This window comes from Mycobacterium alsense (genome assembly GCF_002086635.1).
Taxonomy (GTDB): domain Bacteria; phylum Actinomycetota; class Actinomycetes; order Mycobacteriales; family Mycobacteriaceae; genus Mycobacterium; species Mycobacterium alsense.
This window is the reverse complement of sequence record NZ_MVHD01000006.1, coordinates 59845-85344: the sequence shown is the minus strand read 5'-3', so window position 1 is coordinate 85344 and position 25500 is coordinate 59845. Positions and strand designations below refer to the sequence as shown.

The 25500-nt window shown below is 69.2% G+C and carries 24 protein-coding genes; 12 read left to right on the top strand and 12 right to left on the bottom strand.

Translation table 11 applies throughout. The features are described 5' to 3' along the window. Nucleotides 1-57: 57 nt before the first annotated feature. Genes BST11_RS06280 through BST11_RS06255 form a run of 6 tightly spaced genes read right to left on the bottom strand, consistent with a single transcriptional unit; the run spans nt 58 to nt 4680 of the window. Entirely contained in the window at nt 58-570 is a 513-nt protein-coding gene (locus tag BST11_RS06280) for a maleylpyruvate isomerase family mycothiol-dependent enzyme (protein ID WP_083137107.1), read from the bottom strand. Continuing rightward, nucleotides 563-1006: a MaoC family dehydratase gene (locus BST11_RS06275; protein ID WP_083137170.1), complete on the bottom strand. Its 444-nt coding sequence runs from the start codon at nt 1004-1006 to the stop codon at nt 563-565. Before BST11_RS06275 ends, BST11_RS06280 begins: the two co-directional genes overlap by 8 nt. Next, nucleotides 1003-1557 (bottom strand): MaoC family dehydratase, encoded by a 555-nt coding sequence (locus BST11_RS06270; protein ID WP_083137169.1) that lies wholly within the window; start codon nt 1555-1557, stop codon nt 1003-1005. Before BST11_RS06270 ends, BST11_RS06275 begins: the two co-directional genes overlap by 4 nt. Further along, the gene (locus BST11_RS06265) at nt 1518-1943 is read right to left on the bottom strand and encodes a nuclear transport factor 2 family protein (RefSeq protein WP_083137106.1); all 426 of its coding nucleotides are present in this window, start codon (nt 1941-1943) and stop codon (nt 1518-1520) included. The genes BST11_RS06270 and BST11_RS06265 overlap by 40 nt, the downstream gene beginning before the upstream one ends. A gap of 27 nt (nt 1944-1970) precedes the next feature. Further along, nucleotides 1971-3536 (bottom strand): AMP-binding protein, encoded by a 1566-nt coding sequence (locus tag BST11_RS06260; protein ID WP_083137105.1) that lies wholly within the window; start codon nt 3534-3536, stop codon nt 1971-1973. Nucleotides 3537-3546: 10 nt separating this feature from the next. Then, nucleotides 3547-4680 (bottom strand): aromatic ring-hydroxylating oxygenase subunit alpha, encoded by a 1134-nt coding sequence (locus BST11_RS06255; protein WP_083137104.1) that lies wholly within the window; start codon nt 4678-4680, stop codon nt 3547-3549. Between the two features lie 45 nt (nt 4681-4725). Between BST11_RS06255 and BST11_RS06250 the strand changes: the two genes are divergently transcribed. Continuing rightward, nucleotides 4726-6024: a cytochrome P450 gene (locus tag BST11_RS06250; protein WP_372509702.1), complete on the top strand. Its 1299-nt coding sequence runs from the start codon at nt 4726-4728 to the stop codon at nt 6022-6024. A 1-nt stretch (nt 6025) separates the two neighbouring features. Here the strand turns inward: BST11_RS06250 and BST11_RS06245 are convergent, their stop codons facing one another. Together BST11_RS06245 and BST11_RS06240 are read right to left on the bottom strand one after the other, a co-directional pair. Next, the gene (locus BST11_RS06245; protein ID WP_067319334.1) at nt 6026-6217 is read right to left on the bottom strand and encodes a ferredoxin; all 192 of its coding nucleotides are present in this window, start codon (nt 6215-6217) and stop codon (nt 6026-6028) included. Between the two features lie 19 nt (nt 6218-6236). After that, the gene (locus tag BST11_RS06240; protein ID WP_083137103.1) at nt 6237-8621 is read right to left on the bottom strand and encodes a CaiB/BaiF CoA-transferase family protein; all 2385 of its coding nucleotides are present in this window, start codon (nt 8619-8621) and stop codon (nt 6237-6239) included. A 59-nt stretch (nt 8622-8680) separates the two neighbouring features. On the opposite strand from BST11_RS06240, the gene BST11_RS06235 reads away from it, so the two are divergent. Both BST11_RS06235 and BST11_RS06230 read left to right on the top strand, forming a co-directional pair. Further along, complete coding sequence (locus BST11_RS06235) at nt 8681-9502, top strand: FadR/GntR family transcriptional regulator (protein ID WP_067319329.1); 822 nt, start codon at nt 8681-8683, stop codon at nt 9500-9502. Next, on the top strand, nt 9486-10232 hold the full coding sequence (locus BST11_RS06230) for an SDR family oxidoreductase (RefSeq protein WP_244897547.1): 747 nt from the start codon (nt 9486-9488) through the stop codon (nt 10230-10232). Before BST11_RS06235 ends, BST11_RS06230 begins: the two co-directional genes overlap by 17 nt. Here BST11_RS06230 and BST11_RS06225 read toward each other — a convergent pair. Next, on the bottom strand, nt 10195-11061 hold the full coding sequence (locus BST11_RS06225) for an LLM class flavin-dependent oxidoreductase (RefSeq protein WP_083137102.1): 867 nt from the start codon (nt 11059-11061) through the stop codon (nt 10195-10197). The two genes, BST11_RS06230 and BST11_RS06225, sit on opposite strands and share 38 nt — an antisense overlap. A 70-nt stretch (nt 11062-11131) precedes the next feature. On the opposite strand from BST11_RS06225, the gene BST11_RS06220 reads away from it, so the two are divergent. The 5 genes from BST11_RS06220 to BST11_RS06200 are packed head-to-tail and all read left to right on the top strand — an operon-like array spanning nt 11132 to nt 16923. Continuing rightward, nucleotides 11132-12229: an acyl-CoA dehydrogenase family protein gene (locus BST11_RS06220; RefSeq protein WP_083137101.1), complete on the top strand. Its 1098-nt coding sequence runs from the start codon at nt 11132-11134 to the stop codon at nt 12227-12229. Then, nucleotides 12226-13341 carry an acyl-CoA dehydrogenase family protein gene (locus BST11_RS06215; RefSeq protein ID WP_083137100.1) on the top strand — a complete coding sequence of 372 codons (1116 nt, stop codon included), beginning with the start codon at nt 12226-12228 and terminating at the stop codon, nt 13339-13341. The genes BST11_RS06220 and BST11_RS06215 overlap by 4 nt, the downstream gene beginning before the upstream one ends. Next, complete coding sequence (locus BST11_RS06210) at nt 13338-14495, top strand: acyl-CoA dehydrogenase family protein (RefSeq protein ID WP_211284656.1); 1158 nt, start codon at nt 13338-13340, stop codon at nt 14493-14495. The genes BST11_RS06215 and BST11_RS06210 overlap by 4 nt, the downstream gene beginning before the upstream one ends. Next, the gene (locus tag BST11_RS06205) at nt 14492-15427 is read left to right on the top strand and encodes an acyl-CoA dehydrogenase family protein (protein WP_083137099.1); all 936 of its coding nucleotides are present in this window, start codon (nt 14492-14494) and stop codon (nt 15425-15427) included. Before BST11_RS06210 ends, BST11_RS06205 begins: the two co-directional genes overlap by 4 nt. Beyond that, on the top strand, nt 15424-16923 hold the full coding sequence (locus BST11_RS06200) for a class I adenylate-forming enzyme family protein (protein WP_083137098.1): 1500 nt from the start codon (nt 15424-15426) through the stop codon (nt 16921-16923). Before BST11_RS06205 ends, BST11_RS06200 begins: the two co-directional genes overlap by 4 nt. A gap of 9 nt (nt 16924-16932) precedes the next feature. On the opposite strand, the gene BST11_RS06195 is transcribed toward BST11_RS06200, so the two are convergent. Next, on the bottom strand, nt 16933-17610 hold the full coding sequence (locus BST11_RS06195) for a hypothetical protein (RefSeq protein WP_083137097.1): 678 nt from the start codon (nt 17608-17610) through the stop codon (nt 16933-16935). 293 nt (nt 17611-17903) lie between these two features. Here BST11_RS06195 and BST11_RS06190 point away from each other — a divergent pair, with 293 nt between their 5' ends. From BST11_RS06190 to BST11_RS06175, 4 genes are all read left to right on the top strand, one after another. Further along, complete coding sequence (locus tag BST11_RS06190) at nt 17904-18254, top strand: hypothetical protein (RefSeq protein WP_142276210.1); 351 nt, start codon at nt 17904-17906, stop codon at nt 18252-18254. Nucleotides 18255-18515: 261 nt separating this feature from the next. Continuing rightward, a complete protein-coding gene (locus BST11_RS06185) occupies nt 18516-19556 on the top strand; it encodes a hotdog fold thioesterase (protein WP_083137095.1) in 1041 nt (346 codons plus the stop codon). A gap of 82 nt (nt 19557-19638) precedes the next feature. Next, nucleotides 19639-20838: an amidohydrolase family protein gene (locus BST11_RS06180; RefSeq protein ID WP_083137094.1), complete on the top strand. Its 1200-nt coding sequence runs from the start codon at nt 19639-19641 to the stop codon at nt 20836-20838. A 126-nt stretch (nt 20839-20964) separates the two neighbouring features. Continuing rightward, entirely contained in the window at nt 20965-22950 is a 1986-nt protein-coding gene (locus tag BST11_RS06175) for a SpoIIE family protein phosphatase (protein WP_083137093.1), read from the top strand. Here the strand turns inward: BST11_RS06175 and BST11_RS06170 are convergent. Together BST11_RS06170 and BST11_RS06165 are read right to left on the bottom strand one after the other, a co-directional pair. Beyond that, nucleotides 22947-24200 carry an acyl-CoA dehydrogenase family protein gene (locus BST11_RS06170; protein WP_083137092.1) on the bottom strand — a complete coding sequence of 418 codons (1254 nt, stop codon included), beginning with the start codon at nt 24198-24200 and terminating at the stop codon, nt 22947-22949. The two genes, BST11_RS06175 and BST11_RS06170, sit on opposite strands and share 4 nt — an antisense overlap. Beyond that, the gene (locus BST11_RS06165; protein WP_083137091.1) at nt 24197-25366 is read right to left on the bottom strand and encodes an acyl-CoA dehydrogenase family protein; all 1170 of its coding nucleotides are present in this window, start codon (nt 25364-25366) and stop codon (nt 24197-24199) included. Before BST11_RS06165 ends, BST11_RS06170 begins: the two co-directional genes overlap by 4 nt. Nucleotides 25367-25500: the final 134 nt, after the last annotated feature.

Genomic DNA, 25500 nt, shown 5'->3' with positions numbered 1-25500 from the left:
ACGGTGTTGTGCCAAGCCGCGCCGGGACGCGTGTGACTGATGTGGCGGACGCGCCCCCTACGCGAAAGACGGCCGCCAGGACGGATCGCGGCCCAACCGCGCGAGAAGCCTTGCCTGCACGTCGCTTTCGGCGGGCACAGCGAGCGGGACGCCGAACATTCCCGACGAACTCAGCGCCTGAGGATCGGCCGGCAGGTCGGCGTAGAACAGCTCACACCAGGCGGTACCGAGCCGATCGTCGGCGCCGACGGCGCGCGCGAGGTCCCAGGTGTGTACCAGAACATCGCGGGTGAGCTTCGGAATCAGATCCGGCGCCGTCTCCTCTAAAGCCTTCGCCAGTGCTTCATAGGTCAGCTCCCATCGCGCCTGCGGATCCTCGCGTGGCCGGTCGGGCTTGAAACCCGACGGACGCAAGACAAGTACGTCGTGAAACCCGATCACGTGCTCCAGCACTGCGCGGGCATCCCACTCGTCGCACGGGGAGCGACGATCCCACTTGCCACTTGCCGCTGCGACGGCCTCGCCGAACCGTCTGCACACCGCCAGGTGCAGTTCGGCCACGTCATCCATCGGGCACCTGCAGCGTGAGCTCGACCGGACAGCACAGCGCCCCATGCTGATTGGTCACCTGGATTTCGAGGTCAACGAGGCAGCGCGGCGGGTCCACCGACATGTCCCGCCGCTTGGCCACCGCGCGCCCGCGGCCGATCATCGTGTCGCCCGCGTACACCGAGCCGACCAGCCGCATCGAACGCCGCACCACGCGGCTGCCAGGGCCCGCCCAGTCGGTTGCGACGCGGTCGGCAAATCCGGCGAGGTGCATGGTGTTGACGTAGATCGTCGGGTTGCCCTGGCTCTGGGCATAGGTGGGATCGAAGTGGCCGGGGAAGTAGTCCCAGGTTGCGCCGGCGTTTTCCACCACCCGCTGGTAGGTGATGTCGTCGACCACCTCGGGCAGCTCGACGGGCACGGTGAGCTCGTTCCAATTCAGCTCCGGGCCCGTCACGGTGCGCCCTCGGGGGTGAAGCGGAACAAGGTATTTCGGCATGTGGCGACGACGGCGCCGTCCTGGCGGCGATAGGTCTCCAGCGTCTCGACGAAGTGGCCGACCCCCAGCCGGGTCCGCTTCTCCGGCGACACCGATACCAGCTCCTCGATTGCGGTGAGCAGATCCCCCTCGACGATGGGTTGGAGGAACTCGACGTCGTTGGCGGCGTTGATGAACGTGGTGCCCGGCAACGGCACCCGCAGCAGGATGGACCCGGCCGGCCGCTCGCCGCTGGGTTGCCACGGCGGCGGGATCAGCCATCCCATCAGCAGCCCCGGCGGGGCCAGCAGGCCGCCCCACTTCTCCCGCGCGAACTCGACGTCCCAATACGAGCGATTCCCGTCGCGCACCATCGCGGCGAACAACTGGATGCGCGCCCCGCTGACCGGTGTCGCCGCGACGCGTGGTTCACTCTTCGCGCCGACCAGGCGCAGCGCGTCTTCGTAGGTACCGAAGGCCAGCTGGTAGCTCACGTCACGAGGGTATGCCGGCTGGGTACCGAATCCCATTCGAGCACACGGGAAGTGAAGTACCAGCCGCCACGCTCATAGACCAGCGTGTCGCGGTAGACCCCCGTCGCCCGCAGCCTGGTGTCGCCATCCGCGGTGGCGAAAAGCAGGGCGACGCAGCGCTGGTCCGCGTTGACGCCATCCACGTGGATCTCGTGATCGACGGCGACCAACCGCTGCCCGCCGCCGCCGTCGAAGCCCGCCCGCAGGTCCGTGAACAGCTCGCCGTCGCGGGTGTAGCTGGCCCCGGAGTGGCGGAACGTGGCGATCCAGCGGTCGCGATCGCCCTCGGAATAGGCCCTGTTGTGGCGGGCCGTCAGATCCAGGATGGCGGCGCGGCCCGTGGCGGCGTGCAGCAGTTGCTGTTCCTGATAGCTCATGGTCATTGTGCTCCGCGGCCCCTCTCGGGCGATTTACCGGCCAACGATATACCCCGCTTTCTCACGATCCCACGCGTCCGGACTCAAGCCGCGGGCGCGCAACAGGTCCTTGCGTATCCGCCCAATGATGTTCCTGGGCAGTTCGTTAACCACCTCGACGTATCGCGGCACGCAGAAGTACGGCATCCGGGCCGCGCAGAAGTCGAGCAGCTCCGCGCAATCCAGCGTGGCGCCGGGCCGCAGCGTCGCGATCAGCAGGATGTCATCCTCGCCCAACTCGCTGGGGACCCCGACCGCCGCGGCCTCGGCCACCGCGGGGTGACCCGTCACCACGGTCTCCACTTCGACCGAGGAGACGTTCTCGCCGCGCCTGCGCAGCGAGTCTTTGATGCGGTCCACGTAGGTCAGGTTGTGATCGTCATCGAACCGGCCCAGATCGCCGGTGCGGAACCACTCCGGGTGCGGTTCTATCCGAAAGCCCTGGCCCACATAGCCTTCGCTCATCACATGCGGGCGCTTGGGCCGGCAGGCGATCTCCCCGACGGTGCCCGCCGGCAGCGGGTCGCCGTGCTCGTCGACGATGCGGACGTCGAAATCGGGGTTCGGCCGCCCCGACGTTCCCGGCACCCCCTCGTCGGCGACGCCCTTGACGGCGATCGGGAAGGCCTCGGTCATCCCGTACATCGTGACGATCCGGCAGCCGTACCGCCTTTCGATGTCGCGGTAGGAGTCGGCGGCGATGGGGGCGGCGGAGATGAACCGCAGCGGCAGTTGCGCGTCACGGGGATCCGGGGGCAGGTTCTGCAACATCGACACCATCGCGCCGGCCCCGGCGAAACCGATAGCGCCGTGGGCGCGTATGTCGTCCCACACCTGGCCGGGGTGAAAGGCCTTCGCCAGCACGGTGGTTCCGCCCACCAGCATCGGCGCCAGCACACTGGGGGCCGCGCTCAGGTGAAAGAGCGGCATCGCCGTCCACAACACCTCCCCCGCTCCGAACCGCCACGCCGAGGAGGCCGTCGCGGCCACCGAGAACAGGTAATGCCACGTCGTGGCGACCGCCTTCGACGGCCCGGTGGTGCCCGACGTGTAGAACAGCACCCCCACCTCCGCCGGCCCCGCGGGGCTGTCGGCCACCGGGTCCTCCGTGCCGCCGCACAGCGTCGCGGTGAGCGAATCGCCCTGCACCACAACGTCGGTCACGGTGTCCAGCTGGGCGGCGATCTCGTCGACGCGGGACCGTCGCTCGGGGTCGGTGAGGATCACCTTGGCGCGCGACAACCGCAGCGTGTGCAGCAGGAAGTCGCCCTTGTTGGCGGCATTCACCGCGGCGCTCACCGCGCCGATGCGCGCCGCGCCGAGCCAGAAGTAGACCCAGTCCGGGCAGGTGCCGGTGAACAGCGCCACGCAGTCGCCGCGCCCGACGCCCAGGCCCGCCAGCACGGTGGCCGCCGCGCGGGACCGTCGCCGCATCTGCTCGAAAGTCACGTCGGTGCCCGCGATCGACATCATCACCCGGTCGGGGTGCTGCTCGGCGCGCCGATCGAGCACGGCCGGCACGGTGAAGCTGTCGACGCCGAAGTCGGAGGGCCGTGGCATTAGGCCTTCATCAGGCCTGGGACGCCGCCGGGTCGGGCTCACCGTCGGCGGTGTAGCCGAAATCGGTGGGCGATGGCTGCGGGCCGGGGTAGAAGCGGTGCGCCCACCGGCGCAGCGCGGCATAGTCGTGCGCCTCCTCGGGGGCCAGATTCGGTCTCTCGAGGTATTTCATGTTCTCCCACGTGAAGAAGTCCTGTTTGATGACTTCTTGCTGCAGCGCCAGGAATTTGGCGGCACGGCCGGTGGGCACGTCGCCGCTGTCGCCGGGCTCGCGGACGGAGGCCTGCGTGTAGAAGTAGTCGGTGTAGTCCTCGTCGACGGGCGTCTGCCCGGTGACCTGGACGGTGGCCACCAGCTCGCTCGGGAAACGAACCAGCCCGAGGCCCAGCGAGTAGTTGTCGTAGATGATCTTGGCGTCGACCGGCCCGTTGGGGGTCAACCACGTCGAGGCGCGGCCGCCGCCGAAATGGGCGTTGACGGTGGCGTGCAGATGGTAACCGGACACCTCGAACGACGCGGTGGTGGCGGGGCTGGCGGCCTTGTGCACGTATTGAACGTGGTACGGGTCGGCGGCGTTCTCGATGATCATCTGCGGGTGCACCTTGACCCGGTTCAGCATCTGGGTGTGCGGGTGCAGCGGGTAGTACTCGTCGGTCTCCAGCTCGGGCAGCACCGGCGGCTGCCAGTACGGCGCGCGCCCGTGCCGCTCGTGCCACGCCAGGATGAACCCGTACCACTCCACGCTCGGGTAGGTGCGGATGCGGACATTGTTCTTGCAGCCGATCTTGCTGTACGGGATCAGCGCGTTGGTGCCATCGCCACGCCAGCGCCAGCCGTGCCAGGGGCAGACGATGTTGTCGCCCTCGACGGTGCCGCCGACGCCCAGGTTGGCGCCGAGGTGCTGGCAGTACGCGTCCATGACATGGACCCGGCCGGACTCGGTGCGGAACAGCACCAGCTCCTCGCCGAAGTAGTGCGCGCGCTTGACCTGACCAGCGGCCAGGTCGGACGCGAAGGCGACGATGAACCAGCCCGTCGGGAACCGGTAGGTCGACAGCGCGATGCCGCCCTGACCGAACTCTCGTTCCGAGGGATCTTCGGTGGAATCCGACGCCGATTTCGAGCTTGTATCCGTCACGAGCACTCCCGCGGGGTTCGACGATCAAGTCTATTTTTACTATCTTAAGCATTGAACGTCAACGCGGCGCCGCCGGAGGTGGTCGTCGTCGCCACGGAACGGGGTTTGGAGATGACGGCTGCGGCTGTGGACTTATCCGATTTCGCCTTGTGGCGCAACGGCTTTCCCGACGATCTGTTCGCCGAGTTGCGCCGCACCAGCCCGATCTTCCGCCACGAGCTGACCCCCGGGGTCGCCCAGATCGTCCAGCGCGAGTTCTGGGTGACCACGAAACACCGGCACTCGGTGCGGCTGCACCGCGACGCCGACGCGTTCAGCGCGGTCGATGGCCCGCTGATCCAGCCCGTCGGGATGTTCGCGTCGTACCCGACGATCATCAACATGGACCCGCCCGCACTGAACAAGCGCCGCAAGCTCATCGCTGGCGCGTTCAACCCGCGCGCGGTGGCCAAGCTCGAGGCCGGCATCCGGGCGCGCGCGGCACGGATGATCGACCGCCTGCTCGAAAAGGGCGGCGGCGACTGGATCGAGGACGTCGCCGACGCCCTGCCGATGACGGTCATCGGCGACATCATCGGCATCCCGGAAGCCGACCGCCCGCGCATCTTCGACTGCCTGGACCTCATCCTGAAGGCCAACGCTCCCGGGCCACGGCCGAGCCGGCAGGACTATACCGACCTGTACGCCACCATCTTCGGCTACGCGATGCAGCTCACCGCGGACAAGCGGGCCAACCCGACCGACGACATCTGGAGCACGCTGGCGACCGCGGCGATCACCGGTGACGACGGCGAGCAATTCAGCCTGCCCGCCAACGAGCTCGAGTTCTTCTTCTTCGTGCTGGCCTTCGCCGGCAGCGACACGACCAAGAACGCGTTGGCGACCGGCCTGCAGGTATTCGTCGAGAACCCGGACCAGATCCAGCGTTACCGCGAGCAGGAAGCGTTGCGGCCCAGCGCCATCGAGGAGGTGTTGCGTTGGGCGTCACCGGTGGCGTACTGGACGCGGACCGCGAAGGTCGACGTCGAGATCGACGGCCAGCACATCGCGAAGGGCGACCGGGTGGTGTCGATGCTGCGCTCGGCGAACCGGGACGAGGAGGTGTTCGACTCGCCGTTCACCTTCGACATCGGGCGCCAACCCAACCCGCAGGTGGCGTTCGGAGGCGGCGGGCCGCATCACTGCCTGGGCGCCATGCTGGCGCGCGCGGAGTTGCGCGCCGTGTTCGACGAGCTGCTGCTGCGCTGCGACGACATCGCGCTCGGCCCGGCCACGGTGGCCCATCCGAATCTGCTCACCAACATGTCCATCTACGACGAGATGGCGATATCGCTCACCGAGCGCCGGTAGGTCACTCGATCAGCCGCAGCGCGGCCTTGGGGCACTGGTCCACCGCGGCGCGAACGTCGATCTCCCGGTCGGGCGGCACCGGGCCGTCCGCGATCTGCACCACGTCGGCGTCGCCCAGCTCGAATATGTCCGCGGCGATCGATTCGCAGAAGCCGTTGGCCTCACACAGGTTCTCGTCCACCGTCACGCGCATTGCACGCCCTCCTCACCGCTCATTTCTTGAGGCCCTTCGGACGGGTCCCGATCACTTCGTTGCGCGCCAGGTCCGCCAGCTCTTGTTCGGTCAGCCCGCACAGGTCGCGCAGCACCTCTTCATTGTGCGCGCCCAGCCTCGGCGGCGGGCGACGAAGCCACCTGTCCTGCCCCGCCAGCCTGGCGAACGGCGGGCAGGGATACAGGCCCGCGCCGGTGCTCGGGTGGTCCAGGGCCTCCAGGAACCCCCGGTCACGCAGTTGCGGGTTTTCGGTCACCAGCGACGGCGACACCACCGGCGCGGCGGGAACGCCCGCGCCGGCCAGGAGTTGCACCGCCGATTCCCGCGGCTGCCCGGCGAACCACTCGTGCAGCCGCCGGTCGATGTCGTCGGCCCGTTCACGGCGCCCGGCGACCGTGGCCAGGCTTTCGTCACACCAGGCGGGCCCGCCCAGCACGCCGACCAGCGCGCGCCACTGCACGTCGTCACGGACGGTGACCGCGATCCAGTCATCGTCGCCGGCGCACCGGTAGATGTTCTGAATCGTCTCGCAGTGACCGCGGTTGCCCCGCCGGCCCAGCGTCACCCCGAAGACCTCCGACTCGATCGCCTGCACCGCGGTGGCGTTGAGCACCGTTTCCAGCATCGGCAGCTCGACCTGCTGGCCGGACCCGGTGCGCGCGGCGAAGCTCAGCGCGGCCAGCACCGCGAATGCGGCGTGCACCCCGGCCAGCGGGTCGCAGGCCCCGCGCGGGGTCACCGGCGGGGCCTCCGGAAGGCCCGTCACCCAGGCCAGGCCGGCGATCTGCTCCATGGTCGGGGCGAACCCGACCCGGTCACGCCACGGCCCCTCCAGCCCGAACGCCGGCATCCGCGCCACCACCAGCTTGGGATTGACGTTGAGCAGCGCATCGGCGGTGAGCCCGAAGTTCTCCATCACCCGCGGCGAGAAGTTCTCGATCACGACGTCGGCGCCGGCGGCCAGCCGCAGGAACAGCGCGCGGCCCCGGTCGGAGCCCAAATCCAATGTGACGGAACGCTTGTTGGTGTTCATCGCGTGGAATACCCAGCCGTACTCCCACCAGTCGTCGACGTCGGTGCGCATCCCGCCGGAGTAGCGAATGCCGTCGGGCCGCTGTATCGACTCGACCTTGACGACGTCGGCGCCGAACGCGGCCAGTAGGTGGGTGGCCGCCGGCCCGGCCCAGAACGCGGTCAGATCGACGATCCGCACACCCTCGAGCGGCAGCCCTACACCGGTCGGCTCCGATTCGGATTCGGCCCTGCGCCAGGGTGATTCGCCGTCGGCCTCGCCGACGGCCGGGGTCGCGCCCAGCGGCGCGGGCCCGCACGCCGACATGACCCAGGGCGGGCGGGGCTGGTGAAAGCCGGCCGGGTTGCGCACGAACACCTTTCGCTGCCGCACGTAGTCCAGGTCCCGGATCGTGGAGCCGTTGCCCAACGCCGCGATCGGCAGCCGGAACAGCTGGGCGAGTTCGACGATCTCGTCGACGGTCCGTTCGGCGAGCCACGGGCCGATCTGTTCGCGGATCAGGTCGCGGTATGCCCACCGGCCGATCTGGAAGCGCAGCTGCTCGATCTCCTCCAGTTGCGGGCACTCGACCATCGCGACGAAGTCGAGCCACTGCTGCCCGGTGACCATGGTGATACCGACGTAGCCGTCCTTGGCCGGTTCGATCGAGGGCACCTCCAGGGTGCGGCGGACCGGCGGGACGCGCAGCAGCTGCGAGTGCAGCCATTCGCTGCTCTGCATCGCGGTGATCGCCTCGAGCATGGACAGGTCCAGGTGCTCGCCGCGACCGCCTTGCTCGACGCGGCGGCGCACGGCCAGCGCGCCGAACGCCGCGTACACGCCGCCCATGTACTCCCCCAGGTCGCCGCCGATCGCGATGGGGGGCCCGGCGGGATCCCCGCGAAACCCGGGCGAGCCGGCCCACGCCTGCAGCGTGAACTCGCTGGCGGCGCGGTCGGCATACGGTCCGTTCCAGCCGAAGTCCGAGATCGTGACCACGATCGCGCGCGGGGACTCGTCCAGCAGGCGACCCGGGTCGATGCCAAGCGCCGCGGCCCGGGCGCGGGTTGCGGTGACGACGACGACGTCGGCGCCGGCCAGCTCGGCCTTCAGCCGCTCAGGGTCGGCGGTCAGGCTGCGCTTGCCCGCGTTGAGGTAGCTGAAGAAGGGGGACGGCCGGCCGTCGGGCACCGGTGAACAGCTGGCGGAGTATCCGCGCAGCCAATCGCCTTGCCGCGGTTCGATTTTGCGTACCTGCGCCCCCGCGTCGACCAGCAGCTTCCCGCAATAGCATCCGGCTATCCGATCGCTGACCTCGACGACACGCAATCCGTCAAGCGGTGTCGGCCGGCTGCCGGGCTCGCGCCTCACGCGGCTATTTATACCATTACTGCTAAAATAGCTAAGCCTGTCGAACACGCGAGGATTGGATGACAGCCCTGGGAATTGGTCCCGACGCCCGTCGCCGATTGTCGGCGCCGCGGATCGCCGAAATCGTAGCCGACGAGTTGCGCCGCCAGATCATCGACGGCGAGCTCGCCGACGGCGATCTGCTGCCCCGTCAGGAGGTCCTCGTCGAGCAGTTCAACGTCAGCCTGGTTTCGTTGCGGGAGGCGTTGCGAATCCTGGAGACCGAGGGCCTGGTCTCCGTCCGGCGGGGCAACCGCGGCGGCGCGGTGGTGCACGCACCGGCGAAGACCAGCGCCGCCTACATGCTCGGCCTGGTGTTGCAGAGCGAGGGCGTCGCGGTCGCCGACCTGGGCATGGCATTGCAGGAACTCGAGCCCGCCTGCGCGGCGCTGGCCGCGCAGCGGCCCGACCGGGCGGACACGTTGGTGCCGGAACTCAAGCGGGTCAACGACGCGATGGCCGAAAACCTCGACGACGGTGCCCTTTTCACCGAAATCGGCCGCCAATTCCACGATCTCGTGGTGCGCGGCTGCGGCAATCACACGATCATCGCCGTGGTGGGCAGCCTGGAGACGCTGTGGACCAGCCACGAACAACAGTGGGCGGACGAGAGCGCGGCGCGCGGCACCTACCCGTCGCTGGCGCAGCGCCGCGCGGTGCTCAACACCCACACCAAGCTCGCCGAGACGATCGCCGAGGGCGACGTCGACCGGGCCCGCCGCATCGCGGGCCGCCACCTGGCCGACACGCAGACCTACGTGCTGTCGGGGCGTCCCGAGCAACGCATCTACGCGCTGTCGCCGCAGGCCTTGTCTCGCCCGCGGGATGTCCGGCGCCCCTGACACCATGTCGCAGCGCACCGCACTGGTCACCGGGGGCAGCGGCGGCATCGGAAAGGGATGCGGCCGCAAGCTGAGCGAGCTGGGCTACGACGTGGTGCTCGCGGCGCGGCGCGAGGCCCCGCTGCGCGCGGCCGCCGCGGAGATCGGCGCGCGCCACGTCGTCGCCGACGCCTCCGACCCGGACGGGTTCGCCTCCGCGATAAGGGCTTTGGAACGGATCGACCTGGTCGTGCACGCCGCCGGCATGCTGGGCGGAACGTACGCGCGCAAGCAGACATTCGACCAGTGGCGGGCCATCATGTCGGCCAACCTGGATTCGTGCTTCGTGGTGACCGCCGCCGCGCTGCCGCGGATGCGCGCGGGTTCGCGGTTCGTGTTCGTCTCGTCGTCGGCGGCACACGAGCCGATGATGGCCCGCACCGCCTACTCCGCGTCCAAGGCCGGCATGAACGCGTTCGCCCGGGCCCTGGCGCTCGAGGTCGACCGCGACGGCATCGCCGTGCACATCGTGACGCCCGGCCCGGTGGAAACCGAGATGCTGCAGGACGTTCCCTTCGAGATGTACGCGATCCAGGTGTCCGACGTGGCCGAGGCGGTCGCCTGGCTGGACACGGTCGACCCGTCGGTCGACCTGCCCGAGATCCGGCTGTCCGCGGTGGAACGGGGCCCCTATGCCCGCCCGCCCGTGGTTCCTACCGAAGCGCGCCGGCGGCGCCAGCGAACGCCTTGATGACCGAATCGCCGAACTCGTGCAGGGAGTCCGGGGCGGCGAAATCGGCGAACCACACGTAGAACCGCTCGACCCCCTGGGCCGCCAGCCCGGAGAAGTGCCCTACCAACTCCTGCGCGTCGCCGCAGACCAGCCCCGACCCCAGGTTCCCGAATCGCCGGGTGCTCACCTCGCGCACGGCGCCCGGGTCGGCGCCGGCCCGGACGAAGCCCACCATCTGCTGCACCGACACCCGCGCCGTCCCCGCGGCGGGGGCCAGCCTGGGCAGCTTCTCCAGCTGGTTGGCCGGCACGTTCCACCAATCCGCATGCCTGCGAACGAGTTCCATCATCCGGGGCCCGGTGCCACCCAGAACCAGCGGTATCGGATGGGACCTCCGCGGGGCCTGCGCGTTCTCGTCCGCGCCGTCGCCCCAGTACTGCCGGATGAGGTCGAGGTGGCGCCCGAGCTGCTCGACCCTGGCCTTCGGATCCTGCTGGCCCACATCGAATCTGGTGAACTCGGCGGGCCAGGATCCCGCGCCGAGGCCGAGGTCGAACCTGCCGTTCGACGCGTCCGAGAGGGTGACGGCCTGTTTGGCGAGCACCGCGGGATGCCGGAAGGCGTCGCACAGGACCAGGTGACCGACCCGCAGCCGCTCCGTCTTGGCCGCCACCCAGGTCGCGATGCCCATTGCCTCCCAGATGTTTTCGTCGCGCAGCCCGGGCGCCTCGAGGTGATCGATGAAGGCCATGCCCTCGAACCCGCTGGCCTCGGCGTGGCGGGCGCGCTCCGCGATGTCGGCCGCCGAAAGCCGCAGCTGCGGCAGGAACAGATACCACTCGACCATACGTCCACCTATGCTCGCGCCGATTGCAACAAGGGCGCTAGTTTACTATTTTTATTATGTTAGGGGTCTTATGGATGTCGGACTGACTTCGGAGCAGTTGTCGCTGCGCGACACCGTGCGCGGCATCCTGCGCACCGAATGTCCGCCGGACGCCGCCCACCAGGCCCTGGAAGACACGGGCACCGACCCCGAGCGCTGGCGCGCCCTGTGGAAGACGGTGGTCGACCTCGGCTGGACGGAGCTCGCGGCACCCGACACCGACGACTACGGGCCGGTCGAGCTGGCGGTGGTCCTCGAGGAATGCGGGGCCGCGATCGCGCCGATCCCGTTCCTCAGCAGCGTCGGGCTGGCCGCGGGCGCGCTGCGGGCCGCCGGGCTCGGCTCGGCGCTCGCCGACATCGCCGGCGGCGCCGTCGCCACCCTGGCCGTCCACTCCAGGGGATCGCGGCTGCCCGGCGCGCCGATGACGTTGCGCCAGGGGCGGCTGCGCGGCCGCGCCGTCGCGGTCCCCAACCTGCCGCGCGCCGAGTTGGTCGTCACGCTGGCGCACTCCGACAAGGGCGGCGATGACCCCGACGACACGGTGGTGGCCGTGGCGCGCTGCGGTGACGGGGTTACCGTCCTGCCGGGCGAGTCCACCGACCCCGCGCAGCCGGTGGCCGACGTGGAGATCGACGCCGAGCCGCTGGCCACCGCGCCCGTCCGGCTCGAAGCGGCGCTGGCGGCGCCGCTGGTGGCCGTCGCCGCCGACCTGGTCGGCGTGGCGAGCGCCGCCCTGGGCCGCTCCGTCGAGCACGCGAAGGCGCGCCGGCAGTTCGGCAGCCCGATCGGCGCCTTCCAGGGGATCAAACACGCGCTGGCCGACAACTACGTCGGCCTCGAACGCGCCCGCAGCCTCACCTATGCGGCCGCGGCCCGGCTGGGCGAGCGGGACGCGGCGGACGGGCAGGCCGCCTGGACCGCCGCGGCGATGGCCAAGGCTGCGGCCGGGGACGCGGCGGTCAATTGCGCGCGCACCGCGGTGCAGGTGCACGGCGCGCTGGGGCAGACCTGGGAGCACGACGTCCACCTGTACGTCCGGCACGCCTGGCAGGGCGCGGCCATGCTGGGCGATAGCCGCGCGCTCTACCACGAGGTTGGGCGCCGGTTCGCGGGAGGCCGGGGATGACCGCCGGATTCTCAGGAAGCCCGATCGTGGCGGAATTCGGCGCGTGGCTGACCGATTTTCTGCCCAACGACTACTACGCGAAGTACCGCGAGTACCGCTGGGACCTGGCGCTGCGGCGTGACTACCAGCGGGCCGCGTTCGAGGCCGGCTGGATCCAACCGACCTGGCCCCGCGAGCACGGCGGCCGGTCGCTGGGCCTGCGCGACGCGATGGAGGTGCGGCTCGCGGCGGCCGTGCGCTCGGCGCCCAAGCTGCCCAACATCGCCGGCCCGAACGTCGCCGCGCCCGGCATCCGTCAGTTCGGCACACCCGCCCAGATCGACCGGCTGCTGGTCCCGTTGCTGCGCGGCGACGAGTGGTGGGCCCTGGGCATGTCCGAGCCGGAGGCCGGCTCCGATTTCGCCGGGCTGCGCACCCGCGCCGAGCGCCGTGGGGACGTCTTCCGGGTCAACGGACACAAGATCTGGACCACCCAGGCCCACCTGTCGCGGTGGTGCACCCTGTATGCCCGCACCGATCCGGACGCGCTCAAGCATCGCGGCATTTCGTGTCTGATCCTCGACCTGCAGTCGCCCGGGGTCAGGGTCGAGCCCATCCGCATGGCGTCGATTTCCGACGAGACATTCTGCGAGGTCTTCCTCGACGACGTCGAGGTGCCGGCGGAAAACCTGCTCGGACCGCTCAATGGCGGCTGGAACGTCGCGCTGTCGTCGCTGCAGCACGAGCGCCAGATGATCTGGATCATGAACTGGGTCGAGATCAAGCGCGGACTCGGCGCGGTACGCGAGGCGCGCCCGACCGACGACATCTGCGCCGAGCTGGGCTCGCTGCTCACCGACGCCGAGGCGCTGCGCGCCACCGGGTACCGCGCCCTGGGCAACGAGTTGGCCGGGCGGCCCACCCCGGAGGCCGACACCCTCAAGCTGCTCGGATCGGTGACCCTGCAACGGGTTTGGGAGCTCGCCTCCGTCGCCCGCGGCCAGGATTGGGTCAGCGATCCTGACCTGCTGTTCGAACGCCAGGACGCGCTGGCCGCAACCATTTACGGCGGCACGTCGGAAGTGCAGCGAAACATCGTCGCCGAGCGGGTGCTCGGGTTGCCGAAGGGATGACGAGCATGGACTATGACCTCGGCGAGGACGCCGGTCAACTGCGAAACCATTTGCGCGAGTTGATAGCCAACAACATTCCCGCGGACTTCCTCGGCGCCTGCACGGACGATCCGCGTGACCTGGCGACCACCGAGACGTTCTGCAAGCTGCTGGCCGCCGAGGGACTGCTGGCGCTGGCGTGGCCGAAAGAGCATGGCGGCGGCGGTGGTTCGGTCTGGCAACAGACGGTGTTGCGCGAGGAGATGTGGGCCCGGCACGAGCCCCGCGGCCCGCAGTACATGGGGATCAACTGGGTCGGTCCGGCGCTGATGCGCTACGGCACGGCCGAGCAGAAGGCCGAGCACCTGTCGGCCATCGCTTCCGGCGATGTGATCTGGTGCCAGGGCTTTTCCGAGCCGGAGGCCGGCACCGACCTCGCGTCGCTGCGCACCCGCGCCGTGCCGGACGGTGACGGCTGGCGAATCACCGGCCAGAAGGTGTGGACCTCCTACGCGCTGATGGCGTCGTGGTGCGTGCTGGCGGCGTGCACCGACCCCGAGGCGCCAAAACCCAAGCGGCTCACCCTGTTCCTGATCCCCATGGACCGGCCCGGCTTCACCGTCCGGCCGATCCCCTCGATGCTCGGACCGCACCATCTCAACGAGATGTTCCTCGACGATGTGCGGGCCTTCCCCGGCGACGTCCTCGGCGAGGTCGGCGACGGCTGGCGCGTGATGCGCGAGGCGCTGGCGTTCGAGCGGGTCGGCATCGCCCGTTACGCGCGGTGCGAATCGCTGCTCGCGCGCCTGCGCGGCCAGCTCGGTGACGACTGGGACGCGCTACCCGAGTCGATTCGCTCCCGCTGGGCCCGCGCGCTCGTCGACCTGCGCGTGGCGCGGCTCTTGGCGTACCGGGCCGTGTCCCTGCAGGACGATCCGGCCGCGGGTGGGGCGGCCAGCGCCGCCCGCATCGTCACCACGACCCTCGACCAACAGGTCGCCGAGCTGCTGTTCGACGCGCTCGGTCCCACCGCGCTCGACAGCGGCGCGTCGGCGCCGCTGCACGGGGCGATCGAGGACCACTGGCGCTACGCCCAGGCGGCCACCGTCGCGTCCGGCACGATCGAGGTGCAGAAGATGCTGGTCGCACGAGACGTACTAGGAGAGCACCGGTGAACACCGAACTGCCGCAGGACATCAGCGACTTCGCGGCCGTTGCCGCCAAGCGGCTCGCCCGGCTGGGCGGGCCACCGGCGGCGCTGCGCGCCGAGACCGACGATGGCGTTCGGGACGCGGCCCGCACGGCCCTCGATGACCTCGGAGCGTTCGAGCTCGACGTCCGCTCGGCGCCCGACGACCTGCTGGCCGCGGCCGTGCTCTGCCAGGCCGCCGGCGCCGTCGCGCTGCCCTATCCCCTCGTCGAGGAACTGCTGGCCATCGACGGCGCCCGGCTGACGCTGGTCAACCCCGAGGCGCCCCGCATCGACCACGGCGACCTGCCCGGCGAGTGGATCGCCGCCGACGTGGACGGCACCCGGTACCACCCGCAACCGGCGTCACGAACCACCGCCAAACTGGGGCCGTTCCTGGTGCCGGCCACGCTGGGTGCACCCGACGGAACGGTCCCGGCCCGCGACGTCAACCTTCACCTCGTGCTGGGATCGTGGCGGATTCTGGGAGCGCTGCAGCAGGCGCTGCAGATCGTCACCGAACACGTGCGCGCCCGGATCCAGTTCGGCAAGCCGCTGGCCGACTTCCAGGCCGTCAGGTTCGCCGTCGCGGATGCCGCGGTCGCGATGCGGGGGCTGTACGAACTGGCGAAGTACACCATCTGCCGGCCCGAAACGCTTCCGGTGCAGGTACATTCGGCCGATGCCCTCGCCCTCAGGCACAAGGCCGCCGACACCGCACGCCAGGTGCTGCGCGCCTCCCACCAGCTGCTCGGCGCCCTGGGCTTCTGCGACGAGTCCGACATCAGCGTGCTCGACCGGCACACCCAGCCGCTGATCCGGTTGCCGCTGAGCGCCGAGGCGCTCGCCCTGCGCCTGATCCCCGACGTCCGCGACGGTCACCTGGAGACGCTGTTCAGCGGGCCGGTCTCGGCATGAGCACCCAGCCCATCGAATCGGGGGCCGCGGCCGACCCCCTCGCGGACGGGATTCCGTTCGGGGCCAAGCTGCAACAGCTTGCCGAGCAACGCCGCGACGACACGGCCGTGACGAACGTCGCGCTCGACGGCACCGCCCGCTCGCTGACCTTCGGTGAGCTCGACGCCCGCGCCAACCGGTGGGGGCGGGCGCTGGCGGCCAGCGGCGCCGGAGTGGGTTCCCTTGTGGCACTCGGGATCCCGAATTCGCAGCACTTGGTGCTGGCCACGCTCGGGTGTTGGAAGATCGGCGCGGTTCCCGTTCCCATGCACTGGGACCTGCCCGAATGGGAGCGCAACCGGGTGCGCGACGTGATCGACCCCGCCGTCGTCGTCGACGAGAAGACCCGGTGGGAGCTGGAGGCGCGCGCGGCCGGTGAGTCCGAAAGCGCGCTGCCCGCGGTCGTTTCCCCGCATTCGAACGGGATCTGCAGCAGCGGGTCGACCGGCGTGCCGAAGGTGATCCTCAGCCTGGCCCCGTCGCTCTGGACGCCCCAGCACGGCGAGCCGTTCCTGTCGAACTGGACGCCGGTGGCCCAGCCGCAGACGATCATGGTGCCCGCGCCGATGTATCACACCAACGGCTTCGCCACCCTGCTCATGCTGCTGGCCGGCGACCATCTTGTGGTGCTCGAAAAGTTCGACGCCGCACTGGTTTTGGATGTGATCGAAAGGTTCCGGATCACCAACTTCACGGCCACGCCCACGATGCTCGCGCGCATCGCCGCCCGGCCCGACGTCCGGCGGCGCGACCTGTCCAGCGTCGTGTTCATCCTGCAGGGCGCCGCGGTGATGCCGCCGTCGCTGATGCACACCTGGTTCGAGCTGCTGAGCCCCGAGCGGATCGTGACGGCCTACGGGATGACCGAGAACTTGGGCCTCACCGCGCTGCGCGGCGACGAGTGGCTCGCGCACCCCGGCAGCGTCGGCCGCGGCTTCCGCGAGACCGAGATCCGGATCCTCGACGGCGACAAAAAGCCGCTCGGCCCCGGCGAGCATGGCGAGATCTACCTGCGCTCGCCGATGAGCGCGGGATCGCGCTACGTGGGCGGGGCGGCGCCGCTGCCGTCGACCGACGACGGCTTCCGTTCCGCAGGCGACATCGGATACCTCGACCAGGACGGCTACCTCTACATCGTGGACCGCCGCGTCGACATGATCGTCACCGGCGGCGCGAATGTCTTTCCCGCGGAGGTGGAGTCGGCGCTCGCCGGCCACCCCGGCATCGCCGACGTCGTGGTCATCGGGCTCGCCGACCCGCACTGGGGGCGCCGGGTGCACGCCGTGGTCCAGCTCGCCGACGGTGCGTCGCTCACCGAGCACGAGGTGATCGAGTACGCGAAGGGCCGGCTCGCCCACTACAAGGCGCCCAAGACCGTCGAGTTCGTCGAGGCGATCCCCCGCACCGCGGCCACCAAGGTCAACCGCTCGGCGATGATCGCGGCCCGGGGCGGATAAGCGCGCACCTCAGAGCGGCACCGCGGTGGCCGGCCGGGCGCCCGCTGGATGCGCCCGTCGGGGACCAAAGCCGCCGAGCGCATCGACACGTGGGTGGTGCGGGGCCCGGGTGCGTGGAGTCATCGGGATTTGCTTTTGGATTCTCGCTTCGTAATTCAGGAGCGCGGCGAACTGCCGCGCGCGCTTGGGATTGAAGCCGGTAAGGGCGTCGCGCGGCACCGAGTACACGAAATTCGTGCCTGGCCCCTCGATCTTGACACTGACGAGATCATCGACGTCGGACGTCGTGGCCGTGGCGGTGAGCCCTTCCAGCCGACGGCGCTGGGCGCGCTCATCGTAGCCCTTGATCAGCTCGGTCCTGGTGATGCGAAGCTCGTAGAACGAAAAGATGACGCCCTCCGCGCGGTCCCGTTTTCTGGGGTCAAAGCCGACGGCCTTCTTGACGGCGGAGCGGTGCTTGTAATTGGTAAACCACCACAACGCTGCGATCAAAATCAACGCGACGAGGTCGAGGCCGACGAGGTCACCGCCGCCGCTGCCGACAAAGGGCGACTCCCCCGCCGCGCGACGCACGACCGCCATCTCTTTTTTGTCGAGTCCGCTCAGGCTCCGCGCGACGCTCACCGCCACACCAGCCAGCAGGCAGATCACCACGATCACGACCACGATCCACCAGTACTTGGACATCAATAAGCCCTTTCGCGATGTGCCCGATCATGCTCCGATGTCGGTTGTGGTCGCAGGCGATTCGTAAGCTACGGCGGGCTTCTTGAAAGATTCTTGGCGTTCTTTCGGTGGCTGGGCCACGGCCAGGGAGGACTTCCTGCTCGGTACATCTCGGCGTGCCCGTTGCGGTGCCCGCCCGCGCCGTCAAGAATCCGCCAAGGCAATTCCGCAACCCTGGAACGGGCGTATGATTTCGTCCTCCCGGATTCCCCGCGCGGGACCGGATGAAGAATCCAGAACGGAAAACGAGCACCGTGAAGTATTACGCGGCGGAATTAGGCCCCGCAGTTAGAGGTATTGGAAAGCTCATCGCGCTTTTGATACGCGGTTTCGGCCAAAATGGCCTGATAGCGGCTGGTTGCGTGCTGTTGGTTTTTGCCGTCGTCGCCGGCGCGGTGTGGTACGTCCGCCGCACGAGCAACGAGGAAGACGCACCGCCGCCGACCGCGTTCCAGAAGCCCCCGGGAAAAACGCGGCCCGTCTCACAGGCCCACGCCGGCGACGGATACTTCAAGAAGTGCGCGGTCTGTGGGAAATTCACCCGCAACGCCAAGGTATGCAGGAACTGCGGCCAAGACCTCACCGATACAGTGCACCCCAGCTAAAAGCGCGGGAGAAGTGGCCGAGCCCGTCGGGGCACGCGTAAGTGACCAAACCCTGTGGCGCTCCGGTTTCCGGCGCTGGCCATCCCGACCCGCGCGCGCTGGTGCCCAAGAAGGTGACGCCGGCGGGACAAACCCTGAAAACGCGGCAGCGACGAAGTCCGCCCGGCCCGCCGCGACGAGCCCAAACGCATCGCAGCCCACGACGCGCCCCCACCCCGCTAGCTTCGCGGATGGCTTGCCTCGCGCGGTAACCTCATTCTCATGCCCGACCCCGGCGAGGAAACCGAAGTGACCCGCGGCGACCGCTTCATCAAGACGGCCGTCGCGATATTGGGCGAAACCGGACGCACCGACTTCACCGTGCAGGAGGTCGTCGCGCGCTCGAAAACGTCGCTGCGCGCCTTCTACCAGCACTTCGCCAGCAAGGACGAGCTGTTGCTGGCGCTGTTCGAGCGGACCATCGCGCAATCGGCCCAGGCCTGGCGCGCCGAGACCAACGGGCTGGACAGCACCGCGGCGCTCAAGCTGGTGATCGATCGCGTCAGCCAACAGCCCGAATCCAGCACCCAGGACAGCCTGAACCGGGCCTTGAGCCTCTACAACCAACACCTGGCCGAAACCCGTCCCCGCGAATACGCCCGCGTGCTGTCGCCGCTGCACCAACTGATCCGCGACATCGTCGGGCAGGGCATCACCGAGGGGGTGTTCAACCCGGGCCTGGACGTCGGGGCCGCGGCCGCGATCGTGATGCAGACGATGATGGGCGCGCAGCGATTGCATTGGCTGGGCACCGAATTGATCAGCGCGCCGATCGACGCCGGCCAGGTCTACGACTTCTGCAGCCGCGCGCTGGGCATCCGAGAAACCGACGGCGCGACGCGCCCGCCGTCGCTGGCCGAGCTCTTCGCGCAGATCGGAATGCGCGCGGGCACCCGCGACGGCGAGTTCGCGATGACGATGCCGGTCAGCCCGCAGGTGGTCAACACGTCCGGTGCGCTGCAGGGCGGATTGATCGCCACCCTCGTCGACGTCGCGGCCGGGCAGTTCGGGTTGAGCTACCTGCGGCCGGGCACCACGATGACGACCGCCGACCTGTTCGTGCGCTACCTGCGGCCGATCCGGCAGGGCCTGGCTTTCGCGGTCCCCCGCATGCTGCGCGCCGGCCGCCGAACCATGGTCATGCAGGTCGACATCTACGGCGACGCCGCCAGCCCGGGTGAGGAACTCCTCGCGACCGCGACCGTGAACTTCGTGGTGATCGAGGGGACCACGCCGACGCTGCCCAGCTGGCCCGAGGCGTAGAGCGCCCGCTACACCTCGCCGCGCGAAAGTGGTAACGTCGTTACCAGATATCGAGAATCAAAGGCTCCATAAGGAGATCGCCATGCCGTCTCGCGAACTTTCCTTCCCCGTGTTCGACGCCGACAACCACATGTACGAGCCGCAGGAGGCGCTGACCAAGTACCTGCCGGACCACCGCAAGCACGTCATCGACTACGTGCAGGTGCGCGGCCGCACCAAGATCGTGGTGCGCGGCCACATCAGCGAGTACATCCCCAACCCCACGTTCGAAAAGGTCGCCAGGCCGGGCGCCCAGGAGGACTACTTCCGCAACGGCGCGCAGGGCAAGAGCTACCGCGAGATCCTCGGCGAGCCGATGAAGGCCATCCCCGCCTTCCGCGAGCCGGGGCCGAGGCTCGAGGTCATGGACGAGCTCGGCATCGACTACGCCCTGATGTTCCCGACCCTGGCCAGCCTGGTCGAGGAGCGGATGAAGGATGACCCGGAGATGACCCACGACGTCATCCACGCCCTCAACCAGTGGATGTACGAGCAGTGGTCGTTCAACTACTCCGACCGCATCTTCGCCACCCCGGTGATCACGCTGCCCATCGTCGAACGCGCGCTCGAGGAACTGGAATGGTGCCTCGAGCGGGGCGCCCGCACCGTGCTGGTCCGCCCGGCGCCGGTGCCCGGTTTCAAGGGCAGCCGGTCGTTCGGCTTCGAGGAGTTCGACCCGTTCTGGCAGGCCTGCATCAAGGCCGAACTGCCGGTCTCGATGCACGCCTCGGACAGCGGCTACTCCGAGTTCGCGAACGTGTGGGAGCCCGGGGATGAGTTCCTGCCGTTCAAGCCGACCCCCTTCCGCAGCTTCGCGATGGGCCACCGGCCGATCCTGGACGCGATGGGCGCGCTGGTGTGCCACGGCGCGCTCTCCCGCAACCCTGAGCTGCGGATCCTGTCCATCGAGAACGGCGCCGACTGGGTCCCCGACCTGTTCAAGGGCCTGAAGGGCGTCCACAAGAAGATGCCGCAGGCGTTCAGCGAGAACCCGGTCGAGGCGTTCAAGCGCTGCGTCTACATCACCCCGTTCTGGGAGGACCGGTTCACCGAGATCGTCAAGATGATGGGCACCGACCGGGTGCTGTTCGGCTCGGACTGGCCGCACCCCGAGGGCCTGAAGGACCCGATCACCTTCGTCGACGAGCTCACCGACTTCTCCGAAGAAGACGTCGCCAAGATCATGGGCGGCAACCTGATGAAGCTCATGAAGGTTTCGGCGAAGAAACCGGTCTCGGCCTGACCCACCGCCCCCGCTGCGGCATTTACCTACGAGCAGTTGTTAAAATCGCGACCAGCGTGTGCAGATGTCATGTATTTGACGTAGTTACATGACTCGGTAGAAACGTCCCCCGGGAGGGGCAGCCAGATGGTCGCCGAAAAGGACTGGGACGAGACCGTCGGTGCGGCCGACGACGTTCGCCGCATTTTCGAGCATGTCCCGGCCATGCTGGTCGGCCTCGAAGGCCCCCAGCACCGCTTTGTTGCGGTCAACGCCGCCTACCGCGCCTTCAACCCGACCGGCGACCCGGTCGGAAAGCTCGCGGTCGAGGTCTTCCCCGAGCTGGAGAGCCAGCAGATCTACCAGATGTTCGACCGGGTCTACGAAACCGGTGAGCCGCAATCCGGGACCGAGTGGCGGCTGCAAGCCGACTACGACGGGTCGGGGGTCCAGGAGCGGTACTTCGACTTCGTCGTCACGCCGCGCCGCGGCGACGACGGATCGGTCGAGGGCGTGCAGATCATCTTCGACGACGTCACCCCCCGGGTGCAGGCGCGGCTGACCTCCGAGGAACGCATGGAGGAGCTGTCCGAGCGCTACCGCAGCGTCCGCGATTCGGCGACCGTCATGCAGCAGGCGCTGCTGGCCCCGTCGGTGCCCGTCGTGCCCGGCGCCGACATCGCCGCGGAATACCTCGTCGCCGCCGAGGACACCGCCGCCGGGGGCGACTGGTTTGACGCGATAGCCCTCGGGGATCGCCTGGTGCTCGTCGTCGGCGACGTGGTGGGCCACGGCGTGGAAGCCGCGGCGGTGATGTCCCAATTGCGCACCGCGCTGCGGATGCAGATCTCGCTGGGCCACACGATCGTCGAAGCACTCGAAGCCGTCGACCGCTTCCGTGAACACGTGCCGGGGTCGAAGTCGGCCACGCTGTGCGTCGGTTCGCTCGACTTCGCGACGGGCGAGTTTCAGTACTGCACAGCCGGACACCCGCCGCCCCTGCTGGTGAGCGCCGGCGCGCACGCGCGCTACGCGGAGCCGTCCGGCGCGGGTCCGTTGGGCAGCGGCACCGGATTTCCGGTGCGCACGGAGGCGCTCGAGGTGGGCGACTCGGTCCTGTTGTATTCCGACGGCCTGATCGAACGTCCCGGCCGCCCGCTGGGCGCCAGCACCGCCGAATTCGCGGAATTGGCAGCGGATATCGTCGGCGGCAACGGCGGTTTCGTCATCGACGCGCCGGGACGGCCGATCGACCGCATCTGCTCGGAGACGCTCGAATTGCTGCTCCGCTCGACGGGCTACAAGGACGACGTCACGCTGCTCGCCGCCCAACGGCGCACGCCGCCGCCGCCGCTGCGCCTCACGCTGGACGCGACGCTGCACGCCGCGCGCGCGGTCCGCACCCGGCTTCGCGAATGGCTCTCGGAGATCGGCGCCGACACGGAAGACATCTGCGACGTCGTCCACGCCGTCTCCGAATTCGTCGAAAACGCCGTCGAGCACGGGTATTCGACGGAGGTCCCCGACGGGGTCATCGTCGAGGCCGCGTTGGCCGGCGACGGCCACCTGCACGTTTCGGTGATCGACCATGGGCGGTGGAAGGATCACCGCGAGGGCGAGCAGGGCCGCGGGCGCGGGCTGGCGATGGCCGAAGCCCTGGTGTCCCGGGCGCACATCACGCACGGCCCCGGCGGGACGACGGCCAGCCTGACCCACCGGCTGTCGCGACCGGCCAACTTCATCACCGACACGATCGTCAGCCGGTCCACCCACCGGCTGCCCGCCAACGCCGAATTCGTCTCCTTCGTCGGCTCGGACGAAGGCGGCGGCCGGATCGTCGTCAGCGGCGACGTCGACACCACCACCGCCTCCACCCTGGACCGCCAGATCGCCGTCGAAAGCCGTTCCGGCATAGCGTCTTTGACGGTCGACCTCAGCGGAGTCACCCACCTCGGGTCGGCCGCCGTCAGCGCGCTGGCCGCCGCCCGCGACCGGGCGCACACCCAGGGCGGTGATTTCGTGCTGGTGGCCCCGCCCGGCAGCCCGGCGCATCACGTCCTGTCTCTCGTCCGGCTTCCCTTTGTGACCGGCGACGCCAGCACCGATCCCGCGAACGTCTTCGCCGAAGATTAGGGCCTGCGGTCGGCCTGGCCGTGGCGCACCTGATTGAACGGCACCCCGCGGTCGGCGGCGTATTCGCGCGGGAAGCCCAGCACCCGCTCGCCGATGACGTTGCGGGCCATCTCCGTGGTGCCGCCACCGATGGCCACGTTCTGCCGCGACAGGTAGCGCAGCCCGGTCTCGAGGCCCTCGCCGAATTCGCCGACGACACCGGCACTTCCGGCGATCGCCAGCGCGGTGTCCATGTCCAGGGTCACGGTCTCGGAGTGGAAGAGCCTGATGAGCGTTCCGGCGGCCGGGGGCAGCGCGCCGTCGCGGACGCTGCGGTAGACATGATCGATCAGCTGCTCGGCGACCACGCGGTGCACGAGCGCCCGGCCGGCCAGCTCATGGACGCGTTCGCTGTCCCCCTGGCCCGTCTTCTCGGCGAGGGCGACGTAGTCGACGGGATTGGTGCTGCCGCCCTCGCTGCCGCTGCCGCTGGCGAATTCCGAGCCCTGCCCGACGGCCCGGCGTTCGTGATACAGCTGGCGCGAGGCCACCGCCCAGCCGCCGTTGACCTCGCCGACGACGGCGTCGTCGCCGACGTCCACCCCGTCCAGGAACTCCTCGCAGAACTCGGTGGAACCGCTCAGCATCGTGATGCGCCGCAACGTGATTCCCGGATGGGCGATGGGTACCAGGAACATGGTCAGGCCCTCGTGCTTGGGCACGTCCCAGTCGGTGCGGGCCAGACACAATCCATAGTCGGCGGCGAACGCGCTCGTGCTCCACGTCTTGGCGCCGTCGATCACCCAACGGTCACCGCGGCGCTCGGCGCGGGTGATGACACCGGCCAGATCCGAGCCGCCGCTGGGTTCACTCAACAGCTGCACCAGCACCTCCTCGCCGCGCAGGGCGCCGGCGATGTGCCGCGCCTTCTGCTCCTCGGTGCCGGTGTCGAGCAACGTGGCGCAGCAGATGGTGAACGTGGGCGTGTTCAGGATCAGCGGCATCTCGTAGCCGAGGGATTCGGCGTCGAATGCCTTCTGGTATTCGTAGTCCAGGCCGAGGCCGCCGTACTCGCGGGGGAAGCAGATGCCGGCGAATCCCCCTTCGTAGAGGCGCCTTTGCAATTCGCGGGCCCTGTTCCACGATCGCTCGTCGTCGCGCGGGGCGGCCGGCGGGGACTCGGGGTCGATGGCGGGCATGTTGTCCGCCAACCACACTCGGGCCCGGGCGGCGAAATCGGATACGGATTCGGTGGATTCGGTGGGGGTCATCGCGCGTTCGTCGTCGATCGCGCCGCCTTCTCGGCCGCGTACACCCGCAGGTTGTGCTCCTCGGGGGTGCCGAACATGGCGCGGTACAGCGTGACCCGCCGCAGGTACAGGTGCAGGTCGTGTTCCCAGGTGACGCCGATGCCGCCGTGCATCTGCACGCAGGCCTGGACGATCCGGCCGGCCATCTCGCCGACGTAGGACTTGGCGATGCTGGCCGACAGGCCCGCGTTGGGCGAGCGGGCGGCGAGGTCGGCGACCGCCGCCGCCGTGGTGGCGCGGCACGCTTCCAGCCACAGCTTCATGTCGGCGAACCCGTGCTTGAGGACCTGATAGGACGCCAGCGGCCGGCCGAAAGTGTGCCGGTCCAGGGCCCATTGGACGGTGAAGTCGAAGACCGTCTGCAGGATGCCGACCACCTCGGCGCACTGCAGCACCTGCGCGAGTCGGCTCTGCCGCTCGATCAGCGCGGCGGTCTCGGCCGCGCCGCCGACGGCGGCAGACCGCGGCACGACCACGCCGTCGAAATCCACCCGCGCGTACTGCTTGACCAGGTCCACCGACTGCTGGGGCGTGATCCGCACGCCCGGCGCGTCCGTCGGGACCAGGAACTGGCGAACCTCGGAGCCATGCGGGCCGCAGCGCGCCACGACCAGCAGCACGTCGCTCTGGGCGCCGGCCTCGACGCGGTCCTTCGAGCCATGAATGCGGTAGCCGGCAGGTGTTTCCGTGGTTTCGGTGGCCGTCACCGAGGGATCCAGCGGCGCCCAGCCACGGCCCGGTTCGCACACGGCCCACGACGCCACGGTTTCACCGGAGATCAGCGACTCGATGGTGTCGGCGTGCGAGTGCGGGTCCGCGCACTCGGCCAGCGCGCTGAGCACGACGCTGACCGGATACAGGGGCCCGGGGGCCACCGTCTTGCCGAGTTGTTCGGCGACCATGGCCAGGTCCTCGACTCCGCTGCCCGACACGCTGCCGCCGCCCAATTCCTCGGGAACCAGCAGGGCCGTCCACCCGAGTTCGGCGGCGCGCCTCCACCAGGCCCGGTCGAAGGACTGCCCGTCGGCGTGCAGTTCCCGGACCCGACGCAGCGGCGCTTCTTTGTGCAGAAAGGCTTGGGTCGTGGAAGCGAAGAGTATCTTTTCGGGAGAGTCGACAGCGGTCATGGTGCCGAAAGGAAAGTTGGTTGGTTGGTCATCCGCCTGGTCGGTTCTCGTCGGGGTTCGCTGGGATTTCGATGTTAGCAATGAGCAATACGGTAAGAGATACCGGAGTGCAATCGATAATGATCGTGACGTGC

Bases quoted from the DNA above. Each gene is read 5' to 3' on its own strand.
- BST11_RS06280 (WP_083137107.1), bottom strand. From the start codon at position 570: ATGGATGACGTGGCCGAACTGCACCTGGCGGTGTGCAGACGGTTCGGC.
- BST11_RS06235 (WP_067319329.1), top strand. From the start codon at position 8,681: ATGACAGCCCTGGGAATTGGTCCCGACGCCCGTCGCCGATTGTCGGCG.
- BST11_RS06230 (WP_244897547.1), top strand. From the start codon at position 9,486: ATGTCCGGCGCCCCTGACACCATGTCGCAGCGCACCGCACTGGTCACC.
- BST11_RS06185 (WP_083137095.1), top strand. From the start codon at position 18,516: ATGCCCGACCCCGGCGAGGAAACCGAAGTGACCCGCGGCGACCGCTTC.
- BST11_RS06170 (WP_083137092.1), bottom strand. From the start codon at position 24,200: ATGACCCCCACCGAATCCACCGAATCCGTATCCGATTTCGCCGCCCGG.
- BST11_RS06165 (WP_083137091.1), bottom strand. From the start codon at position 25,366: ATGACCGCTGTCGACTCTCCCGAAAAGATACTCTTCGCTTCCACGACC.
- BST11_RS06175 (WP_083137093.1), top strand. From the start codon at position 20,965: ATGGTCGCCGAAAAGGACTGGGACGAGACCGTCGGTGCGGCCGACGAC.
- BST11_RS06200 (WP_083137098.1), top strand. From the start codon at position 15,424: ATGAGCACCCAGCCCATCGAATCGGGGGCCGCGGCCGACCCCCTCGCG.
- BST11_RS06225 (WP_083137102.1), bottom strand. From the start codon at position 11,061: ATGGTCGAGTGGTATCTGTTCCTGCCGCAGCTGCGGCTTTCGGCGGCC.
- BST11_RS06220 (WP_083137101.1), top strand. From the start codon at position 11,132: ATGGATGTCGGACTGACTTCGGAGCAGTTGTCGCTGCGCGACACCGTG.
- BST11_RS06180 (WP_083137094.1), top strand. From the start codon at position 19,639: ATGCCGTCTCGCGAACTTTCCTTCCCCGTGTTCGACGCCGACAACCAC.
- BST11_RS06195 (WP_083137097.1), bottom strand. From the start codon at position 17,610: ATGTCCAAGTACTGGTGGATCGTGGTCGTGATCGTGGTGATCTGCCTG.
- BST11_RS06215 (WP_083137100.1), top strand. From the start codon at position 12,226: ATGACCGCCGGATTCTCAGGAAGCCCGATCGTGGCGGAATTCGGCGCG.
- BST11_RS06245 (WP_067319334.1), bottom strand. From the start codon at position 6,217: ATGCGCGTGACGGTGGACGAGAACCTGTGTGAGGCCAACGGCTTCTGC.
- BST11_RS06265 (WP_083137106.1), bottom strand. From the start codon at position 1,943: ATGACCATGAGCTATCAGGAACAGCAACTGCTGCACGCCGCCACGGGC.
- BST11_RS06210 (WP_211284656.1), top strand. From the start codon at position 13,338: ATGACGAGCATGGACTATGACCTCGGCGAGGACGCCGGTCAACTGCGA.
- BST11_RS06260 (WP_083137105.1), bottom strand. From the start codon at position 3,536: ATGCCACGGCCCTCCGACTTCGGCGTCGACAGCTTCACCGTGCCGGCC.
- BST11_RS06270 (WP_083137169.1), bottom strand. From the start codon at position 1,557: ATGGGATTCGGTACCCAGCCGGCATACCCTCGTGACGTGAGCTACCAG.